Origin of the sequence: Rathayibacter sp. Leaf248, assembly GCF_920939495.1 — a bacterium.
GTDB lineage: Bacteria > Actinomycetota > Actinomycetes > Actinomycetales > Microbacteriaceae > Rathayibacter > Rathayibacter caricis.
The window spans coordinates 2,355,094-2,372,027 of the sequence record NZ_CAKLAV010000001.1; the positions used below are offsets into that span (position 1 = coordinate 2,355,094).

Here is a 16,934-nt window from a genome sequence, read left to right on the forward strand (position 1 = left end):
CTGCTGATGGTGCCGGCGGCCCTGTTCCTCGCCGCCTTCGTCGGCTGGCCGCTGCTGCAGTTCGTCGGCGACTCCTTCTTCGAGATCGACCCGATCGCCGGCAGCCGCGAGTTCGTCGGCCTCGGCAACTACGCGACCGCCTTCGGCTCGCCCGACTTCCTCAACGCCTCGTGGCGCACCCTCGTCTACACGATCGTGGTCGTGACGCTCGAGTTCGTGCTGGGCCTCGGAGTCGCGCTGCTGTTCACCGCGCTGGGCGACGCCTCGCGGGTCTTCCGCACGATCTTCCTGTACCCGCTGATGATCGCTCCGATCGTCGCCGGACTGCTCTGGCGCTTCCTCCTGATCGACAACTTCGGCATCGTCAACGAGGTCCTGAGCCGCGTCGGCATCCTGTCCTCGCCGGGTCAGATCGCCTGGCTGAGCGACCCGTCGATCGCCCTGTTCTCGGTCGCGATCCCCGACATCTGGCTGACCACCTCGTTCGTCACGCTCGTGCTGTTCGCGGGCCTGCAGAACATCCCCGGAGACGTGATCGAGGCCGCGCGCCTGGACGGCGCCCGCTACCCGGCGATCCTCTTCCGCATCGTCATCCCGCTGCTGCGGCCGGTGATCGCGGTCGCGCTGATCCTGCGCGGGATCGACGCCGCCCGGGCGTTCGACGTCATCCTCATCCAGACCAACGGCGGACCGCAGCAGAGCACCGAGACGATGTCGCTGCTGATCTACCGCACCATGATCCGGTTCGGCGATCCGGGGCTCGCGAGCGCGATGGGCACGGTGTACCTCGTCGTCATGCTGACCGTCGCCCTCGTCGCGATCCTCACGATCTGGCGACCCGGAGGAGAGAGCACCTCGTGAACGGACTCGAAGCCACCCGCGTCGGCCCCCGCGCGATCATCTGGATCGCGCTCGCCCTCGCCGTCGTCCTCTACGGATTCCCGTTCGTCTACATGCTGCTGACGTCGCTCAAGACGCCGCTCGAGACGATCGCGGTCCCCCCGCGGATCCTGCCCACGCAGTGGACGCTCGACAACTACGTGGCGGCGCTCAGCCGCGACGGAGTCGTCGCCTCGTTCATCAACAGCATCGTGACCGCGGTCCTCAGCACCGCCGTCTCGCTCGTGCTGGCGATCCCCGCGGCCTACGCGGTGACCCGCTTCCGCACGCGGCTCGGGCGCATCTTCATCGTCGGCGCGCTCGTGATGCGGATGGTGCCGCCGATCGTCGTCGGCGCCCCGATGATCTCGATCTTCCGCACTCTCGGCATCGCCGACACCTCGCTCGCCCTGGCGATCGCGCACACCACGATCTCGCTCCCGCTCTCGATCTGGCTCATGTCGAGCTTCTTCGAGGCGGTCCCCGGCGAGCTCGAGGAGGCGGCGAAGATCGACGGAGCGTCGCGGCTCGGCGCGCTGTGGCGCGTCGTGATCCCCGTGACGGCGGGCGGAGTCGCGGTCACCGCGATCTTCGCGTTCCTCGCCTCGTGGAACGAGTTCCTCTTCGCGCTGCTGCTCACCGCGGTGCGCGCGCAGACGACTCCGATCGTCATCGCGAACTTCCAGACGCAGTTCGGGCTCGACTGGGGTGCGATGACCGCGCTGGCCGTCCTCTACTCCCTCCCCGTGATCCTGCTCACGCTCGTGCTGCAGCGGCACATCGTCGCCGGGCTCACGCTGGGCGCGGTCAAGGGATGAGCGGGCGCGCGGCGATAGTCTCGACGTTCGAGCGATGAGGGATGTGGGAGACGTGACCCCTAAGGCAGTCGGCATCCGCGACGTCGCTCGCGAGGCGGGCGTCTCCGTGACGACCGTCTCCCACATCCTCAACGACGTGGAGTCGGCGCGCGCGAGCGACGAGACCCGCGAGCGGGTCCGCGCCACCGCGGCCCGGCTGGGCTACGGCGCCAACCGCATCGCGCGCAGCCTCCGCCGGCAGCGGACCGAGATGATCGGCCTGATCAGCGAGGAGATCGCGACCACTCCGCACGCCGGTCGCATCATCCTCGGCGCCCAGGAGGCCGCTCAGGCGCACGGGCTCACGCTCGTCGTGATCAACACGATGCGCGACTCCGGCGATCTCGGCGCCCCCATCCGGACCCTGATGGACAACCAGGTCGACGGCATCCTCTTCGCCACGATGTTCCACCGCGAGGTCTCGCTGCCGGAGTCGCTGCACGCGGTCCCGTCGGTGCTGATCGATGCGCGCGACACCGAGGGCCGGATCCCGTCGGCCGTGCCCGACGAGCTCGGCGGGGCGCGCGCGGCGGTCAGCGAGCTCGTGCGCGCCGGGCACCGCCGGATCGGGTTCCTCACGAACCGCGACGACGTGCCCGCGACCCGGCTCCGCCTCCAGGCGTACCGTGAGGTGCTCGCCGAGGCGGGCATCGAGGTCGACGAGTCGCTGATCGTCGAGGAGGTCTCGGAGAGCCCCGGCGGCTACCGCGCCGGCACCCGGCTCCTCTCCCGCCCCGACCGGCCCACCGCCCTCTTCTGCTACAACGACCGCATGGCGATGGGCGCCTACCGCGCGGCCGCCGAGCTCCACCTCGAGATCCCGCGCGATCTCTCCGTCGTCGGGTTCGACAACCAGGAGATCATCGCCGAGGGCCTCCACCCGCCGCTCACCACCGTCGCCCTGCCGCACTACGAGATGGGCGCCTGGGCGGTCGACACGCTCGTCCGGCTCATCGGCGGATCGGGCGAGGAGCTCCTCCTCGCCTCGCACCCGGTGCTGCTGCCCTGCCCGCTGGTGCCTCGCGACTCCGTGCAGGCACCCGCTCTCTGATCCCCTCGCTCCTCCGCCCCGTCGAGGGCGCCGTTCGGCGCGCCCACGCTCCTCCCCTCGAAAGGCGTCATGTCCTCCTCCCTCCCCGCGCCCGTCCTCGTCCTGGGGGACCTCCTGATCGACGAGATGCGGGATCCCACCGCCTCGATCGACGTCCCGGGCGGCTCCGCCCTCAACGTCGCGGTCGGCCTGGCCGTCCTCGGCACGCCGTCCCTGCTCGCGGGGATGGTCGGCGACGACGACGCCGGGCTGCTCCTCCGCGAGCACCTGCGTGCGCACGGCGTCCCCTTCCTCGCCACGCCGGCGCCGCGGGGCACGGGCCGGGCGGTGTCGGACCGGACCGACGGCGAGCCCCGCTACTCCTTCTCGGAGGCGTCGCGCTCGCGCACCCTCCTGCCGACCGGCGAGCTGCGCGCGGCCGCCGCCCGCGCCGAGCGGATCGTCGTCAGCGGCTTCCCGTTCGACGACGCGGCCGAGGTGGCGACCCTCGAGGCCCTGGTGCCCGCGGGCGCCCGGCTCGCGATCGACGCGAACCCGCGGCCCGGCCTGCTGCGCGACCGCGGCGCCTTCGCCGCGGGGCTCCTCGCGCTCTCGGCCCGCGCCGACCTGGTGAAGGTGGGAGCGGAGGACGCCGAGCTGGTCTTCGGCACGGGCCTGGCCGAGTCGACCGAGCGGATCCTCGCGGCGGGCGCCTCCGCAGTGCTCGAGACCGCAGGCCCGCACGGTGCCGCGCTCGTGCGGCGGACGGGGCGCGTCTCGGTGCCGATCGCCGGCGCCCCGGGACCGGTCGTGGACACGATGGGAGCGGGCGACGCGACGTTCTCGGCGGTCGTCGCCGGGCTCGACGGGCCTGATGCGGACCCGGCCGCCGTGCTCACGCGGGCGATGGCGGTCGCCGCGGCGACCATCCGCTCGGCCGGCGGGCTGCTGCGGCTGCCGGGCTGACCGCGCTCTCGCACTGACGAGTCCGGGAGGGAGGTGCGAGGTCCCTTCGCAACCGGATCCCCCGCAGCTGACCGAGACCACGGTCGGGCTCCGCCTCCCGCGCAGCCCCGGGCGAGCGTCCCCTCGCGCGGAAGGACGGCGTCTGAGGACGTTGTCCACAGCCCTGCGCGGAAGGCGGGGCGACGGTCCTAGGCTCTCTCGTCATGACAGGGAAGCCGACGGCGCGCCTCTACGTCGACGGGTTCAACCTCTACCGTCGCGCCCTCGACGACAAGCCGCATCTGAAGTGGCTCGATCTGCGGGCGCTCGGCCAGGCGATCATGCCCGACCACGAGGTCACCTTCGTCCGCTACTTCACGGCGAACGTGCGCCCCGGAATGTCGGGCGACGTCCAGGCCCCCGTCCGCCAGCAGACGTACCTCCGTGCGCTCGGCACCGACTCGGCGGTGTCGATCCATCACGGGAGGTTCCGCAACGACAACCGGTGGATGGACAGCGTCCCCCTCACGGTCGATCCGCTGACGGGGCGGTACGTGCAGGTCAAGGTGCGCAAGGTGGAGGAGAAGGGCTCGGATGTGCATCTGGCTGCTCGGATGATCGCCGATGCCCATCGATCCCTGGCCGACATCTCCGTGCTCCTCTCGAACGACTCCGACCAGGTGCCGCCACTCGAGATCCTGCGCGAGTCGGGTCACGAGTTCGGCATCATCTTCCCGATGGCCTCGGCGCGGAGCTCGAAGGAACTGGTCAGAACCGCGCCGGCCTTCATCGGTCACATCACGGACGCCGTCTTGGCGGCCTCGCAGTTCCCCGCGCAGCTCGTCGACAGCCGCGGCCGGATCTTCCACCGTCCGGCGGCGTGGGCCTGACGGGGACGCGTGAATGCCGAAGGCCCCGCCGAAGCGGGGCCTTCTAACCGGTAACCGAAGTATCCGGGGGTGTTCGTCCATGGTAGACCCCCGCTCGCCGCACAAGACCTCTGCGCCATGACCCGGTCCGCTTCGCGCGCGCTCCCTGCTCATCCCCTCGAGCGGCCGGCTGCCGAACGGGGGGCGGGCAGTTCCACTCCCGCCCTGGAACGCGCTGAGGCCCGCGGGTACGCTGGAACGGCGAGGCGTGGACCCGGCGCTCTCCGCACCCCTCCCACTTCCCGATCCGCTCGCGGTCGGCAAGGCGACTCTCCCGAAGGGACCTCACCATGTCCGATCCTGACCGGATCCCCTCTGCGCTCTCGCGGCGCTCGCTCGTCAGCGGCACCGTCCTGGGCCTCGGCGCGGCGCTGACTTTCGCCACGCCCGCCTCCGCTGCACCGAACTACAGCAAGGTGCCCAAGCTCCCGGGAGAGATCGGGCGGAGCGACACCGTCACGTCCCGCTTCGGCAAGAAGAAGTACGAGGTCATCGACGTCGTGATCTCGGGCGACCGCACGCGCCTCTTCGTCCCGCACGCGACACCGCCCAGCCTGACCCGCGGCGCCGGCTTCCTCTGGTACTACCACGCGAACGGGAGCAGCTACGCGGCCCTGTCCGGCGCGTTCCAGTACACCGCCGACCAGGTCGTGGACCAGGGCATGGTCTGCATCTGCCCGAACTACGGCGGCAGCGTCTGGACCAGCGAGACGGCCCTGCAGGCGCAGCGGAACGCGACCGCCTACGTCCAGAAGCTCTGGAAGGTGTCCGTCTCGTTCCTCCGCTCGAACTCCGGAGGCGGCGCGCTGCTCTGCTACGCGTACGGCAAGCGGATGGTCCCCAACATCCGCGGGGCGTACCACGCGAGCGGCGTGTACGACATGGAGGACGTCCTCCTCCGCCGGCCCGAGAGCGTGCTGCCCGCCTACGGCAACGACCCGGCCAAGGTGAAGGCGACCAACCCGATCTACCTGCCGCAGTCGGTCTGGGCGAAGACGCGCCTGCGCATCAGCGGCTCGCCCGAGGACCAGGTCGTCCCCTACGAGAAGCACTCGGCCCGCCTCTACCGCCGCGCGCTTCCGGTCGCCAAGGAGGTGTCGCTCCTGTCGCACTCGGGCGCGGGCGGCCAGTACGGCCACGTGGTGCCGTCGCAGACCAACAAGGACATGCTCGTGACGTTCCAGCGCTGGATGACCGAGGGCCCGGCCTGACGCTGAGCGGAGTCCGGGCGCCGGACTCCGCGTTCACGACGAAGGAAGGATGCGCTCGAGCGGGCGGCGGGGGCGCGTGTCCACGCCACCGTTCGACCATCCTTCCTTCGTTCTGAACACGATTCCGCGGACGAGGCTGCGGCTCGACCTCGGCTCAGACCCCTCCGCGGCGGCAGGGCGGCCGTCTTGCTCCTCTCGTAGCGTCATGTGGTGCGCTGGACCCACGTCCACTCGAGGAAGGCTCCCGCCATGCACCCGTCCCTCATCCCGCCCCGCCAGGTCATGATCGGCGACGCGGCCGCGTTCGTCGGCACCACTCCGCGAGCGATCCGGCACTACCACGGGATCGGGCTGCTCCCGGAGCCCGAGCGGGGAGCCGACGGCCGCCGCCGGTACGGCTACGAGCAGATGATCCGGCTGCTGTGGATCCGGCGGATGGCCGAGGCCGGGATCGCGCTCGACGACATCCGCGACGCCTTCGCCGACGCGGCGCTCGCTGACGGGGCTCGAGCCGTGCTGGAACGGCTCGAGCGGAGCCTCGCCGCGCAGGAGGAGGAGCTGCGACGGCAGCGCGCCGCCGTGCGGAGCATGCGCGGCAGCGGCAGCCGGGCGGGACTGCTCTCGGACCTCGTGATCCGCCGTCTCGAGAGCGTGCCCGAGGGCGCGCTGCGGCAGGCGGACCTCGACACCCTGCTGGTCACCGAGCGGATCCTCGGCCCGCTCGGCGCCGCCGTCCAGGCCGGCCGGTTCCTCGCTCTGGCCACCCGTCCGGGCCTGCGGGAGGAGTCGGACCGCGTGGAGGCCGCGGAGGAGGCGCTCGACGACGCGGTCGCCGTCGACGATCCCCGCGTGGCGCAGGTCGCCGCCGAGCGGCACGCCTTCGAGCAGGTGCTGCAGGCCGTGATCGCGGCCTCCGGCCAGGATCAGGACGACGAGGCGCTCTTCGACGAGTGGGACGCCGCACATCCCGACGGCGTCGAGGGCGGAAGAGAGATGAGCGCGGTCGAGGCCGTCGGGAGGATGCCGTACGACTTCTCCCCCGCCCGCCTCCGCTGCATGGAGCTCGTCGCAGAGCTGGAGAGCCGGCTCCACGAGAGCACGCCGCCCGCATGACCCCGCCCCGGAGGAGTATGGGTCCATGAGGTTGAGCACGGACACGTACGGCTCAGGCCCGGTGACGGTGGGGCTCGTGCACGGGCTCGGCGCGAGCGGAGCGACGTGGCGGCCGCTGATCGACCGGATGCTCGCGGACGGGCGGTGCACGGTGACCACCGTCGATCTGCGCGGGCACGGGAGCAGCGACCGCGCCGCGTCGTACGGGCTCGAGGCGCTGGCCGACGATCTGGTCGAGACCCTCCCCGCCGGCCTCCACAGCATCGTCGGGCACTCCCTCGGCGGACCGGTCCTCGTCCGGGCCGTCGAGCGCCTCGCGCCGTCCCGCGCGATCTACCTCGACCCCGGATTCCAGCTCGCCCTGCCGACCACGGGAGTCGCCGGACGCCTGTTCTGGCTCGTCCCGCTCGTGAGCCTCGGCGTCGCCCAGGCGCTCCGCGCACGCCGCAGCGGAGCGGCGACTCCGCTCGACCCGGACGCCCGGGTGCTCGTCGCGCACGCCCAGGAGCGGTTCGACCGGACGATGGCGATCGGGGTGTTCCGCGACGTCGCCTTCCATCCGCTCGCCGCCGCGCCGCCGGCCGTGCCCTCCACCCTCGTCCTGTCGGACGAGTCCCCCTCCGTGATCCCCGACGCACTCGTCGGATCGCTGGAGCACCTCGGCTGGGGCGTCCGCCGGCTCGCCGGCCTGCACCACGACCTGCACCTCGAGGATCCCGACCGCACGTTCGAAGCGCTCCGCGACCTGCTCTGACTCCACGCTCCACTCAGGGCGCACTCGCTACTCTCGTGGTCCGACGACGAGGAGAGGCATCGGATGCTGGAGACGATCCTCGAGGCGGTGTCGCTGACCGCGGCTCCGCTCGGCCTCCTGTTCCTCCTCGCGGCGTTCGTCGCGGCGCTGATCGACGGGCGCTGGCTGCCGACGACCGCGTACCTCGAGGACGGACCCCCGCGCTCTCTGCACTGGGTGACGCGCGCCGGCGAGGTGCGCTCGCATCCGCTGACCTCGGGCGACCCCCTCGCGCCCGTCGGATCCGATCAGCGGGAGGTGCACTACCGCGAGGAGGACCCCGAGCGGATCCGGCTGCACCGCTGGAGCGACGCCGTGCGGGCGCTGCGGCTGACGGGCCTGATCCTCTTCGGGGCCGGTGTCGTGCTCGGGATCCTCTCGACGCTCCTGTCCCTCGTCGCCTCGTGACCTCTCGACGCTCACTCGCCCGGGCGGCCGGCGTGCTGTGGCTGCTCGGCGCCGTCGTCTACGTCGGCGGCGAGGCGATCGCGGCGGCCGCGTTCCCCGGCTACAGCTACGCCACGAACTACATCAGCGACCTCGGAGTCCCCGACGTCGAGCTCTACCAGGGACGCGCGATCGACTCGCCCCTGAGCGCCGTGATGAACACGGCCTTCGTGCTGCAGGGCCTGCTCTACCTCGCCGCCGCGATCGTCTCGGCGCGCGCCGTGCCCGGCGGGCGGTGGCGGGCGCTCCTCGCTCCCGCGGCCGCCTTCGCCGTCGGCAGCGCGCTGATCGGAGTCGTGCACGGGAGCCGGGCGAGCGCCGAGAGCGGGATCGGCTGGCTGCACGTCCTCGGGGCGGCCCTCGCGATCATCGGAGGGAACGCCGCCTCGATCGCCGCCGGCGCGACCGCCCGCCGCCACCAGCTGCCCCGGTCCTACGCGATCGCGAGCAGCGCGCTCGGCGCCGTCGGGCTCGCGGCGCTGATCCTGCTCCGGATCGACTCGGGGACGACCGGCTTCGACCTGCTGCCGGACGGGGTCTGGGAGCGCCTGGCCGTGTACTCGATCACGGCGTGGCAGGTGCTGACGGGGGTCGTACTGCTGCGACGGCGCCCGCCGGGCACGGACGACGACGGACGGCGCGCGCGCACCGGATGAGACCCCCGCCTCTCGCCCGGACGCGAGTCGGGCGACCGCACGGACCTCCTGCCGATTCGTTCTTGACGGCGGGGGGACGCGTGTGTACCGTCCAGTTATACGAATAACGAGGACCACGAGGAGGTGGACATGGCTCGACGCACCGCGACGATGCGGCAGGTGGCGGAACGCGCCGGCGTCTCGCAGGCGACCGTGTCCCTCGTGCTGAACAACGCTCCGAGCAACCGCGTGACCGAGGCCACCCGCACCCGCGTCATGGAGGCGGTCGCCGCTCTCGACTACCGCACGAACGCGTTCGCGAAGTCCCTCCGCAGCGGGCAGTCCGGCATCGTCGGCTTCGTCTCGGACGAGGTCGCCAGCTCGCCGTTCGCCGGACGCCTGCTCAAGGGCGCGCAGATGCAGGCCTGGGAGAGCGGGCACATCATCCTCAGCGTCGACACCTTCGGCGAGCAGGCCCTCGAGGCGTCGGCGATCGACATGATGCTGTCGTACCGGGTGCTCGGCGTCATCTACGCCTCGATGTACCACCAGGTCCTCGAGGTCCCGGAGGCGCTCGCCGGCGTCCCCACGGTCGTCGCCAACGCCCAGTCGCTGGGCGGCCGCTTCTCGAGCGTCTTCCCGGACGAGGTGGACGGCGGCTACGTCGCCACCCGCCAGCTGATCGAGGCGGGCCACGAGCGGATCGGCTACATCGACATCCAGTCGCCCCAGAGCACGCTCCCCGCCGGCATCGGCCGACGCGAGGGCTACCGCCGCGCGCTCGAGGACGCCGGACTCGCCGCAGACCCCCGGCTCGTCCGCTACGGGACGGGCGTCGTCGAGGACGGGCTCGAGCTCACCGCCGAGCTGCTCGACGAGCACGACGCCCCCACCGCGATCTTCTGCGGCAACGACCGGACCGCGTGGGGCGCGTACCGCGCCCTCGAAGCCCGCGGACTGCGGGTCCCCCACGACGTCTCGATCGTCGGCTTCGACGACCAGGACACGGTCGCCCCCTACCTCGACCCCGGCCTGACGACCATGGCGCTGCCCTACGAGCGCATGGCCCGAGAGGCCGTCTCCCTCCTCCTCGCCGAGAACCGCGAGGAGCCCCGACTCCATCCCCTCGAATGCTCACCGGTCCTCCGCGGATCGGTGGCGAGTGCAAAGGTGCGCGCATGACGGCAACGCAGTCCCCCGCCCGGGTCGCCCGACCCCGGCGCCTCCTGAGTCCGAGGCAGCGCCTCGGCTCGCATCTCCGACGAGCCCTGCGGTCCTGGCAGTTATACGTACTACTGACTCCCGCGGTCGTCTTCGTCCTGCTCTTCAAGTACTGGCCGATGTACGGCGCGCAGATCGCCTTCCGCGACTACAACCCGTCGCTGGGCTTCTCGGGCAGTCCGTGGGTGGGCCTGGACAACTTCACCCGCTTCGTGACGTCGTTCCAGTTCGGGCGGCTCATCGAGAACACGCTCACGGTGAACGCGCTCGGCCTGCTGATCGCGTTCCCGGTGCCGATCGTGCTGGCGCTGATCGTGAACCAGCTGCAGAGCGAGCGGTTCAAGAAGTTCACCCAGACCGTGCTCTACTCGCCGTCGTTCATCTCGGTCGTGGTCGTAGTCGGGATGATCCACCTGCTGTTCTCGCCGCGCTCCGGCATCGTGAACAGCGCGATCGTGGCGCTCGGCGGCGAACCGGTGTTCTTCATGGGGTCGCCGGAGTGGTTCCGGCCCCTCTACATCGGCTCCGACATCTGGCAGAACGCCGGCTTCTCGATGATCGTCTACCTCGCCGCACTGACGGCGATCGACCCGGCGCTCCACGAGGCCGCCCGCGTCGACGGAGCGAGCAAGCGGCAGCGGATCCGGCACATCGACATCCCCGGGATCATGCCGGTGATCACGATCCTGTTCATCCTCGCCATCGGCAACCTCTTCAACCTCGGCTTCGAGAAGGTGCTGCTCATGCAGACCGACCTCAACCTGCCGACCTCCGAGGTCATCCAGACCTACGTCTACAAGGCGGGCCTGCAGCAAGCGCAGTTCAGCTACTCGGCCGCGATCGGCCTGTTCAACTCCCTGATCAACCTCGTCCTCCTGGCGACCTTCAACCAGGTCGCCCGCCGGGCGGGCCAATCGAGCCTGTGGTGACGACGACATGACCCAGACCCTCCGCCCCGAGCCCGCCGTCCGCCCCCGGACCGCACCGTCCTCGCGCAGGCAGCCCGCCCCTCCGACCCGCGGACGCATCGCGGACCCCGTCTTCAACACGGTGGCCATCACCGTGCTGCTGCTGGCGATCGTCGCGATCGTCTACCCGATGTACTTCATCGTCATCGCCTCGTTCAGCGAGCCGTCCCAGATCCTGAACGGCAACGTCTGGCTCTGGCCCGAGGGCTTCACGCTCGAGGGCTACGCCCGGATCTTCTCGGACGGGGCGATCTGGCAGGGCTTCGGCAACTCGGTCCTCTACACGGTCGTCGGCACCGCGATCAGCGTCGCGACGATCCTCTGCGCCGCCTACGCGCTGTCGCGGAAGGACCTCTACGGGAGGACCTTCTTCCTCCTGCTGTTCATCGTCACGATGTTCATCGACGGAGGCCTCATCGCCCGCTACCTCGTGGTGCGCGATCTCGGGCTGCTCGACAGCATCTGGGCGGTGGTCCTCCCGGGAGCGGTCGGCGTCTGGAACCTGATCATCGCCCGCTCCTTCTTCGAGAACAACGTGCCCGGGGAGCTGCGGGACGCGGCGCAGATGGACGGCGCGAGCGACTTCCGCTTCTTCTTCAGCATCGTCCTGCCGCTGTCGAAGCCGCTGATCTTCCTGATGATCATGATCCACCTCGTGGCCAACTGGAACGCCTTCTTCGACGCCCTCATCTACCTCGACGACGAGAGCAAGTACCCGCTCCAGCTGGTGCTGCGCAACGTGCTCATCCAGTCCGAGGTCACGTCCGCCGGCGGCTCGGGAGCCATGGACTCCTACGCCGCGGCGCAGCGCCTGGGCGAGCTGATCAAGTACGGAATGATCGTCGTCTCGACGATCCCCCTCCTGATCGTGCTGCCGTTCATGCAGAAGCACTTCACCAAGGGCGCCCTCCTCGGCGCCGTGAAGAGCTGACCCCTCCCTCCTCACCACCCGCGGCTCCGCCGTTCCCTCCTGCTGCCTCGCAGCACCCTCCCGCGACCCCGTCGCACCCTCACACGAGAGAGATCACACCGATGAGACACCGCAGTTTCCTCACCCTCACCGCCCTCGGCCTGTCCGGGAGCCTCCTGCTCGCCGGCTGCACGGGCGGCGGCGCCTCCGACCCGGTCGAGGACCGCTCCGCCGAGGTCGGCTTCCGCGAGACCGGCCTGCCGATCGTCGACGAGAAGCTCTCGCTGACCTTCGGCGGCACGAAGTCGGCGCTCGCCCCCGAGTACTCGACGATGCAGCTCGTGCAGCAGTGGGAGGCGGACACGAACATCGCCATCGAGTGGAAGAACCTGCCCGAGCAGGTCTACGCCGAGAAGAAGAACCTCCTCCTCGCCAGCGACGACGTGCCCAACGTGCTCTTCAACTCCGGGCTCACCGACGCCGAGATCGTGCAGTACGGCGAGAACGGCACCCTCCTGCCGCTCGAGGACCTGATCGAGGAGCACGCGCCGACCCTCTCGGGGATCCTCGACGAGCGGCCGGACATCCGCGCCGCCCTGACCGCCTCGGACGGGCACATCTACACGCTGCCCTCGGTCGAGGAGCTCGGGATCCTGCAGTACCCGAACTTCCTCTTCATCAACACGGCCTGGCTCCAGAAGCTCGGCATCCCGATGCCGACCACCATCGAGGAGTACCGCGCCGCCCTCGAGGCGTTCGCGACCCAGGACCCGAACGGGAACGGCGAGGCCGACGAGCTGCCGCTGTCGTTCCGCACCGACTCCTTCTGCGCGAACCCGCACGACCTGATCGCGGCGCTCGGCGGCCAGCCCGAGAACAACGACCACCGCATCGTCGTCGACGGCGAGGTGCAGTTCACCGCCGACACCGACGGCTACAAGCAGGGCGTCGAGGCCCTGGCCGACTGGTACGCCGACGGCCTGATCGACCCGGAGTCGTTCTCGCAGGACGACGTCGCGTACCTCTCGAAGGGCAAGGCCGACACCGAGATCCTCGGCTCGTTCTTCTGGTGGGAGGCGAAGGAGATGATCGGCGAGGACCGCCTCGGCGACTACGCCGTGCTCGGCGTGCTCGAAGGCGTCGACGGGGTCAAGCGCGCCAGCGTCACCAGCAACCAGGAGATCAACCGCGGAGCGATGGCGATCACGCGCTCCAACGAGTACCCCGCCGCCACCATGCGCTGGGCCGACCGCCTCTTCGACCCCGAGATGAGCGCCCAGACCAGCTGGGGCCCGATCGGAACGACGCTCGAGAAGGACGCCTCCGGGATGCTCGTGCAGATCCCCGCCGCGGCGGGCGAGTCCGAGGGCGAGCGCCGCCAGAAGGTCGCCCCCGGCGGCCCGAAGATCACCACGGAGGAGGACTTCGCGACCGTCGTGGCTCCCGAGCCGCGCGCGAAGGAGCGCCAGGACCTCGTGAACGAGTACTACCTCCCGTACAAGGCGAACGACGCCTACCCGCCGGTGCTGCTCTCGAACGACGAGCTCGACCGCGTCTCGTTCGCGCTCACCGACATCAACACGCTGGTGAAGGAGAAGTTCGCGGCCTGGATCGTCAACGGCACCGTCGAGGACGAGTGGGACTCGTACGTCTCGCAGCTCGAGTCGATGGGCGTCGAGGACGTCACCGCCACCTACCAGCAGGCGTACGACCGCTTCCAGAGCGGCGGCGAGTAGTCCCGGAGGCGCGGGCGGACGTCCGTCCGCGCCTCCCCTCTCCCGTTCCCCCGACCGGCCGCACCGACCCCCTCGCATTCAGGAGCCCCTGTGACCCTCACCTCCACGACCGACGCCTGGCGTCCGTCCGCGCACTTCACCGCCCGTGACACCTGGCTGAACGACCCCAACGGGCTGCTCTTCCACAACGGCGTCTACCACCTGTTCTTCCAGAACAACCCGACCGGCAGCACCTGGGGCAACATCTCGTGGGGGCACGCGACATCGACCGACCTCGTGTCGTGGGAGGAGCAGCCGGTCGCGATCCCCGTCCTCGACGGCGAGATGGCCTTCTCGGGCAGCGCGGTCGCCGACGTCCGCAACACCGCGGGCTTCGCGGAACCGGGCGAGACCGCCCTCGTCGCGGTGTACACCGCCGCCCGCGCGCCGGGTGCCGACGGCACGGGAGCCTCGCAGGCGCAGGCGCTCGCCTTCAGCGTCGACGACGGGCGCACGTGGACGCGGTACGCCGGCAACCCGGTGCTCGACATCGGCTCGGCCGAGTTCCGCGACCCGAAGGTGTTCCGGTTCGGCGGCGACGACGGCCACTGGGTGATGGTGGCCGTCGAGGCGGTCGAGCGCCGCGTCGTCGTCTACACCTCGGACGACCTGAAGGAGTGGACCCGGCGCTCGCACTTCGGCCCCGCGCACGCCACGGGCGGCGTGTGGGAGTGCCCCGACCTGTTCCCCCTGCGCGTGCGCGGCACCGACGAGGTCCGCTGGCTGATGATCGTCAGCCTCAACCCGGGCGGGATCGCCGGCGGATCCGGCAGCCAGTACTTCGTCGGCGATTTCGACGGCGCGAAGTTCACGGCCGACCGGATCAGCGACTCCGCCGATCCCGCCGACTACGACTGGCTCGACTACGGCCGCGACTACTACGCCGCCGTCTCGTTCAACGACGCCCCCGATGACCGCCGCCTCACGATCGCGTGGGCCAGCAACTGGGACTACGCCGGCGACACTCCGACCACGCCCTGGCGCTCGTCGATGTCGCTCGTGCGCGAGATCGACCTCGTCGAGGGGGCCGACGGCCGCCTCGCCCTGGCGCAGCGCCCGATCCTGCCCGCTTCCTCCGCTCTGCGCGTCTTCGACGTCGACGTCTCGTGCCGGCCCGGGGACCGCACGGAGCTCCGCCTCCTCACCGACACCACGGACGAGGCGGTGATCCTCACGGTCGACGCCGACGAGGGCGTCCTCACCTGCGACCGCACCCGGAGCGGAGCGGTGGACTTCGCGCCGTCGTTCCCCTCGGTCGACTGGGCCCCGTTGCCTCCTCGCGGCGGCGCGGACCGCGTGTCGATCCGGATCGTCGTCGATGCGACGGTGCTCGAGGTGTTCGTCGGCGGCGGGCTGAGCACGCTGACCCAACTGGTGTTCCCGTCTGCGCCGTTCACGACGCTGCAGGTGCGCGCGGCGGAGTGATCCGCGGGGCGGTCCGTGTCGTCCGTCGGGGCGACGCGGCACGCCGGAGCGAGCGGGCGCGGAACGGGCGCTCATCTCTCCCCGGTCCCCGGTTCGCGCCTAGTCGCGGTGGCTACGCGTCGCGAGTGGGCGCGGAACGGGCGGTCGGTGCGACTCAGGGTCCGCTTCGCGTCCACTCGCGCCGCGTCACGCGTCCGAGTTGCCCGCCCAGCGGACGGTGCCCTCCGCCTCCTGCTTCGTGATGCGCGACACCGTCCCGCAGTTGTTGCACTCCAGGAGGTACCGCGACGACACCGTGAACAGCGGGACGAAGAAGAGGGACAGCCGCGTCCGGCTCCGGATCACGCGCTGCTCGTCGCGCACGCCGCAGACGCGGCAGACGAAGACGAGCACGCGCAGGACGTCCTCGATCGAGCGGGTCCCGAAGATCAGCAGCATCCGGCGACTCTACGGATGCACGGGCCGGCCGCCGAGGGGCTTGCGCGCCCTCCCGGGGGCGGTCGCCGCGTAGTGCTGCGCGAAGAGGACCGTGACGAGCGCGAGTTCGAGCAGGTCGCCTCCGTAGTACAGGATCTGCGCCGCCTGCCGCTCGACGTCGCTCGGGGCCTCTGCGTAGAGGGTCGTGCCGAGCAGCGCGTGCGCGGCGATGCTGCCGAGGACCACTCCGAGCCGCAGTCCGAACGGCGCGCGGTGCGGCGCCGGGTCGACGCCGACCAGCGCGCCGGTGAGCAGGCAGCCCGAGGCGAGGAAGTGCACGCCGAGCAGAGCGTGGAGCAGCGGATCCGCGTGCGCGGCCTCGAGCAGGCCCGTCGCGTGCACGAGCCAGAGCGAGCCGGTCGAGAGCAGGACGGCGGGGATCGGGTGCGCGAGCACGCGGGCCGGGCGGCTCCGCAGCACGCGGGAGAGACGGCGGGCGGCGGTCACGTCGAGGGCGCGCAGGGCGAGCGTGACGGGCGCCGAGGTCGTGATCAGGAGGGGCGCGAGCAGGCCCAGCGCGAGGTGCGCGAGCATCGCGCCGCGCGGATCCGCGTGGGCCCACTGCGCGAACGGGCCGGTCAGCGAGGCGATCGCGACTCCGAGGCCGGCGAGCAGCAGGAGGAGCCGGCGCAGCGGCCAGGGGCGGCCGCGGCGGGACTCCGCGTGGCTCGCCCCGACGGCGAGCGCCGCCGCGACGACGAGCGGGAGGCTCAGCACGAGGCCGGGATCGAGCAGGGGGTGGACGTGCGGAGTCACGCGCCCCGCCGCACGCGCATCGACAGCACCCCCCCTGCGACGAGCAGGAGTGCGCCCGAGGCGACCCACGCGATGTCGTAGGGCAGCAGGTCGACCTCGTAGCGCACCTGGTGCACGCGGAGGAGCTTGTGGTCGACGACGCCGTCCCACAGCTGGAAGAGTCCCGCGCCGGTCAGTCCGCCCGCCACCGCGACGGGCACGCGGAGCGCCGAGCGGCGGCGCGCGTCGAGCAGCAGGAAGAACCCCGCGACCAGCGCGACGACCTCGACCGCGTGCAGCAGCCCGTCCGACAGCAGTCCGATCGCGGGGGTCGAGCGGTCGTAGAAGTGGTGCCAGCCGAGGATCTGGTGGAAGACGATCTCGTCGACGGCGGCCATCAGCGCGACGCCGATCAGGAACCCGCCCTGGTAGGCGCGCTCGCGCACGAGCCGTTTCCGCGTCGTCGTCCCCACCCTCAGGAGCCAACGGGATGCGCCGCACCCGCGGGAGGGGCTTGACCGGATCCGCACAACGATCCGTCGCGAACGGCGGGTCGGACCGCCGCCGGGGCGGCCGCTCGCGAC

Annotated in this window: 18 protein-coding genes; 15 read left to right on the forward strand and 3 right to left on the reverse strand. The window is 71.2% G+C overall.

The features are described from left to right. Nucleotides 1–6: 6 nt before the first annotated feature. From LRG51_RS11235 to LRG51_RS11305, 15 genes are all read left to right on the forward strand, one after another. Nucleotides 7–861, forward strand: a complete 855-nt coding sequence (locus LRG51_RS11235; protein ID WP_077222346.1) for a carbohydrate ABC transporter permease — start codon at nt 7–9, stop codon at nt 859–861. Further along, the gene (locus tag LRG51_RS11240) at nt 858–1,697 is read left to right on the forward strand and encodes a carbohydrate ABC transporter permease (protein WP_056868938.1); all 840 of its coding nucleotides are present in this window, start codon (nt 858–860) and stop codon (nt 1,695–1,697) included. Before LRG51_RS11235 ends, LRG51_RS11240 begins: the two co-directional genes overlap by 4 nt. 52 nt (nt 1,698–1,749) lie before the next feature. Next, nucleotides 1,750–2,787 (forward strand): LacI family DNA-binding transcriptional regulator, encoded by a 1,038-nt coding sequence (locus tag LRG51_RS11245; RefSeq protein ID WP_230672795.1) that lies wholly within the window; start codon nt 1,750–1,752, stop codon nt 2,785–2,787. Between the two features lie 69 nt (nt 2,788–2,856). Continuing rightward, on the forward strand, nt 2,857–3,732 hold the full coding sequence (locus tag LRG51_RS11250) for a PfkB family carbohydrate kinase (protein WP_230672796.1): 876 nt from the start codon (nt 2,857–2,859) through the stop codon (nt 3,730–3,732). A 203-nt stretch (nt 3,733–3,935) separates the two neighbouring features. Beyond that, nucleotides 3,936–4,601 (forward strand): NYN domain-containing protein, encoded by a 666-nt coding sequence (locus tag LRG51_RS11255; protein WP_230672797.1) that lies wholly within the window; start codon nt 3,936–3,938, stop codon nt 4,599–4,601. Nucleotides 4,602–4,930: 329 nt separating this feature from the next. Next, on the forward strand, nt 4,931–5,851 hold the full coding sequence (locus tag LRG51_RS11260; protein WP_230672798.1) for an alpha/beta hydrolase family protein: 921 nt from the start codon (nt 4,931–4,933) through the stop codon (nt 5,849–5,851). Between the two features lie 249 nt (nt 5,852–6,100). Further along, entirely contained in the window at nt 6,101–6,964 is an 864-nt protein-coding gene (locus LRG51_RS11265) for a MerR family transcriptional regulator (RefSeq protein WP_230672799.1), read from the forward strand. 25 nt (nt 6,965–6,989) lie between these two features. After that, nucleotides 6,990–7,718, forward strand: a complete 729-nt coding sequence (locus tag LRG51_RS11270; RefSeq protein ID WP_230672800.1) for an alpha/beta fold hydrolase — start codon at nt 6,990–6,992, stop codon at nt 7,716–7,718. A gap of 63 nt (nt 7,719–7,781) precedes the next feature. After that, nucleotides 7,782–8,165 (forward strand): hypothetical protein, encoded by a 384-nt coding sequence (locus LRG51_RS11275; protein ID WP_055784793.1) that lies wholly within the window; start codon nt 7,782–7,784, stop codon nt 8,163–8,165. Beyond that, nucleotides 8,162–8,860 carry a DUF998 domain-containing protein gene (locus tag LRG51_RS11280; protein ID WP_230672801.1) on the forward strand — a complete coding sequence of 233 codons (699 nt, stop codon included), beginning with the start codon at nt 8,162–8,164 and terminating at the stop codon, nt 8,858–8,860. Before LRG51_RS11275 ends, LRG51_RS11280 begins: the two co-directional genes overlap by 4 nt. A 129-nt stretch (nt 8,861–8,989) precedes the next feature. Then, nucleotides 8,990–10,021, forward strand: coding sequence for a LacI family DNA-binding transcriptional regulator (locus tag LRG51_RS11285; RefSeq protein ID WP_230672802.1), 1,032 nt, complete (start codon nt 8,990–8,992; stop codon nt 10,019–10,021). Further along, complete coding sequence (locus tag LRG51_RS11290; RefSeq protein ID WP_230672803.1) at nt 10,018–10,989, forward strand: ABC transporter permease; 972 nt, start codon at nt 10,018–10,020, stop codon at nt 10,987–10,989. Before LRG51_RS11285 ends, LRG51_RS11290 begins: the two co-directional genes overlap by 4 nt. Nucleotides 10,990–10,996: 7 nt before the next feature. Continuing rightward, nucleotides 10,997–11,959 carry a carbohydrate ABC transporter permease gene (locus LRG51_RS11295; protein WP_107574038.1) on the forward strand — a complete coding sequence of 321 codons (963 nt, stop codon included), beginning with the start codon at nt 10,997–10,999 and terminating at the stop codon, nt 11,957–11,959. 101 nt (nt 11,960–12,060) lie between these two features. Then, nucleotides 12,061–13,674, forward strand: a complete 1,614-nt coding sequence (locus LRG51_RS11300) for an ABC transporter substrate-binding protein (RefSeq protein WP_230672804.1) — start codon at nt 12,061–12,063, stop codon at nt 13,672–13,674. 90 nt (nt 13,675–13,764) lie between these two features. Then, nucleotides 13,765–15,138 carry a glycoside hydrolase family 32 protein gene (locus tag LRG51_RS11305; protein WP_230672805.1) on the forward strand — a complete coding sequence of 458 codons (1,374 nt, stop codon included), beginning with the start codon at nt 13,765–13,767 and terminating at the stop codon, nt 15,136–15,138. Nucleotides 15,139–15,324: 186 nt separating this feature from the next. Here the strand turns inward: LRG51_RS11305 and LRG51_RS11310 are convergent, their stop codons facing one another. The 3 genes from LRG51_RS11310 to LRG51_RS11320 are packed head-to-tail and all read right to left on the reverse strand — an operon-like array spanning nt 15,325 to nt 16,823. Next, complete coding sequence (locus LRG51_RS11310) at nt 15,325–15,576, reverse strand: zinc-ribbon domain-containing protein (RefSeq protein ID WP_055784776.1); 252 nt, start codon at nt 15,574–15,576, stop codon at nt 15,325–15,327. Nucleotides 15,577–15,585: 9 nt separating this feature from the next. Beyond that, nucleotides 15,586–16,371, reverse strand: coding sequence for a cytochrome c oxidase assembly protein (locus LRG51_RS11315; RefSeq protein ID WP_230672806.1), 786 nt, complete (start codon nt 16,369–16,371; stop codon nt 15,586–15,588). After that, nucleotides 16,368–16,823, reverse strand: a complete 456-nt coding sequence (locus LRG51_RS11320) for a DUF2243 domain-containing protein (protein ID WP_055784770.1) — start codon at nt 16,821–16,823, stop codon at nt 16,368–16,370. Before LRG51_RS11320 ends, LRG51_RS11315 begins: the two co-directional genes overlap by 4 nt. Between the last annotated feature and the right edge of the window lie 111 nt (nt 16,824–16,934).

What these genes read in the sequence shown, in the direction of transcription:
- LRG51_RS11235 (WP_077222346.1), top strand. Translation starts at nt 7, where the DNA reads ATGGTGCCGGCGGCCCTGTTCCTCGCCGCCTTCGTCGGCTGGCCGCTG.
- LRG51_RS11250 (WP_230672796.1), top strand. Translation starts at nt 2,857, where the DNA reads ATGTCCTCCTCCCTCCCCGCGCCCGTCCTCGTCCTGGGGGACCTCCTG.
- LRG51_RS11255 (WP_230672797.1), top strand. Translation starts at nt 3,936, where the DNA reads ATGACAGGGAAGCCGACGGCGCGCCTCTACGTCGACGGGTTCAACCTC.
- LRG51_RS11260 (WP_230672798.1), top strand. Translation starts at nt 4,931, where the DNA reads ATGTCCGATCCTGACCGGATCCCCTCTGCGCTCTCGCGGCGCTCGCTC.
- LRG51_RS11265 (WP_230672799.1), top strand. Translation starts at nt 6,101, where the DNA reads ATGCACCCGTCCCTCATCCCGCCCCGCCAGGTCATGATCGGCGACGCG.
- LRG51_RS11270 (WP_230672800.1), top strand. Translation starts at nt 6,990, where the DNA reads ATGAGGTTGAGCACGGACACGTACGGCTCAGGCCCGGTGACGGTGGGG.
- LRG51_RS11275 (WP_055784793.1), top strand. Translation starts at nt 7,782, where the DNA reads ATGCTGGAGACGATCCTCGAGGCGGTGTCGCTGACCGCGGCTCCGCTC.
- LRG51_RS11285 (WP_230672802.1), top strand. Translation starts at nt 8,990, where the DNA reads ATGGCTCGACGCACCGCGACGATGCGGCAGGTGGCGGAACGCGCCGGC.
- LRG51_RS11290 (WP_230672803.1), top strand. Translation starts at nt 10,018, where the DNA reads ATGACGGCAACGCAGTCCCCCGCCCGGGTCGCCCGACCCCGGCGCCTC.
- LRG51_RS11295 (WP_107574038.1), top strand. Translation starts at nt 10,997, where the DNA reads ATGACCCAGACCCTCCGCCCCGAGCCCGCCGTCCGCCCCCGGACCGCA.
- LRG51_RS11300 (WP_230672804.1), top strand. Translation starts at nt 12,061, where the DNA reads ATGAGACACCGCAGTTTCCTCACCCTCACCGCCCTCGGCCTGTCCGGG.
- LRG51_RS11310 (WP_055784776.1), bottom strand. Translation starts at nt 15,576, where the DNA reads ATGCTGCTGATCTTCGGGACCCGCTCGATCGAGGACGTCCTGCGCGTG.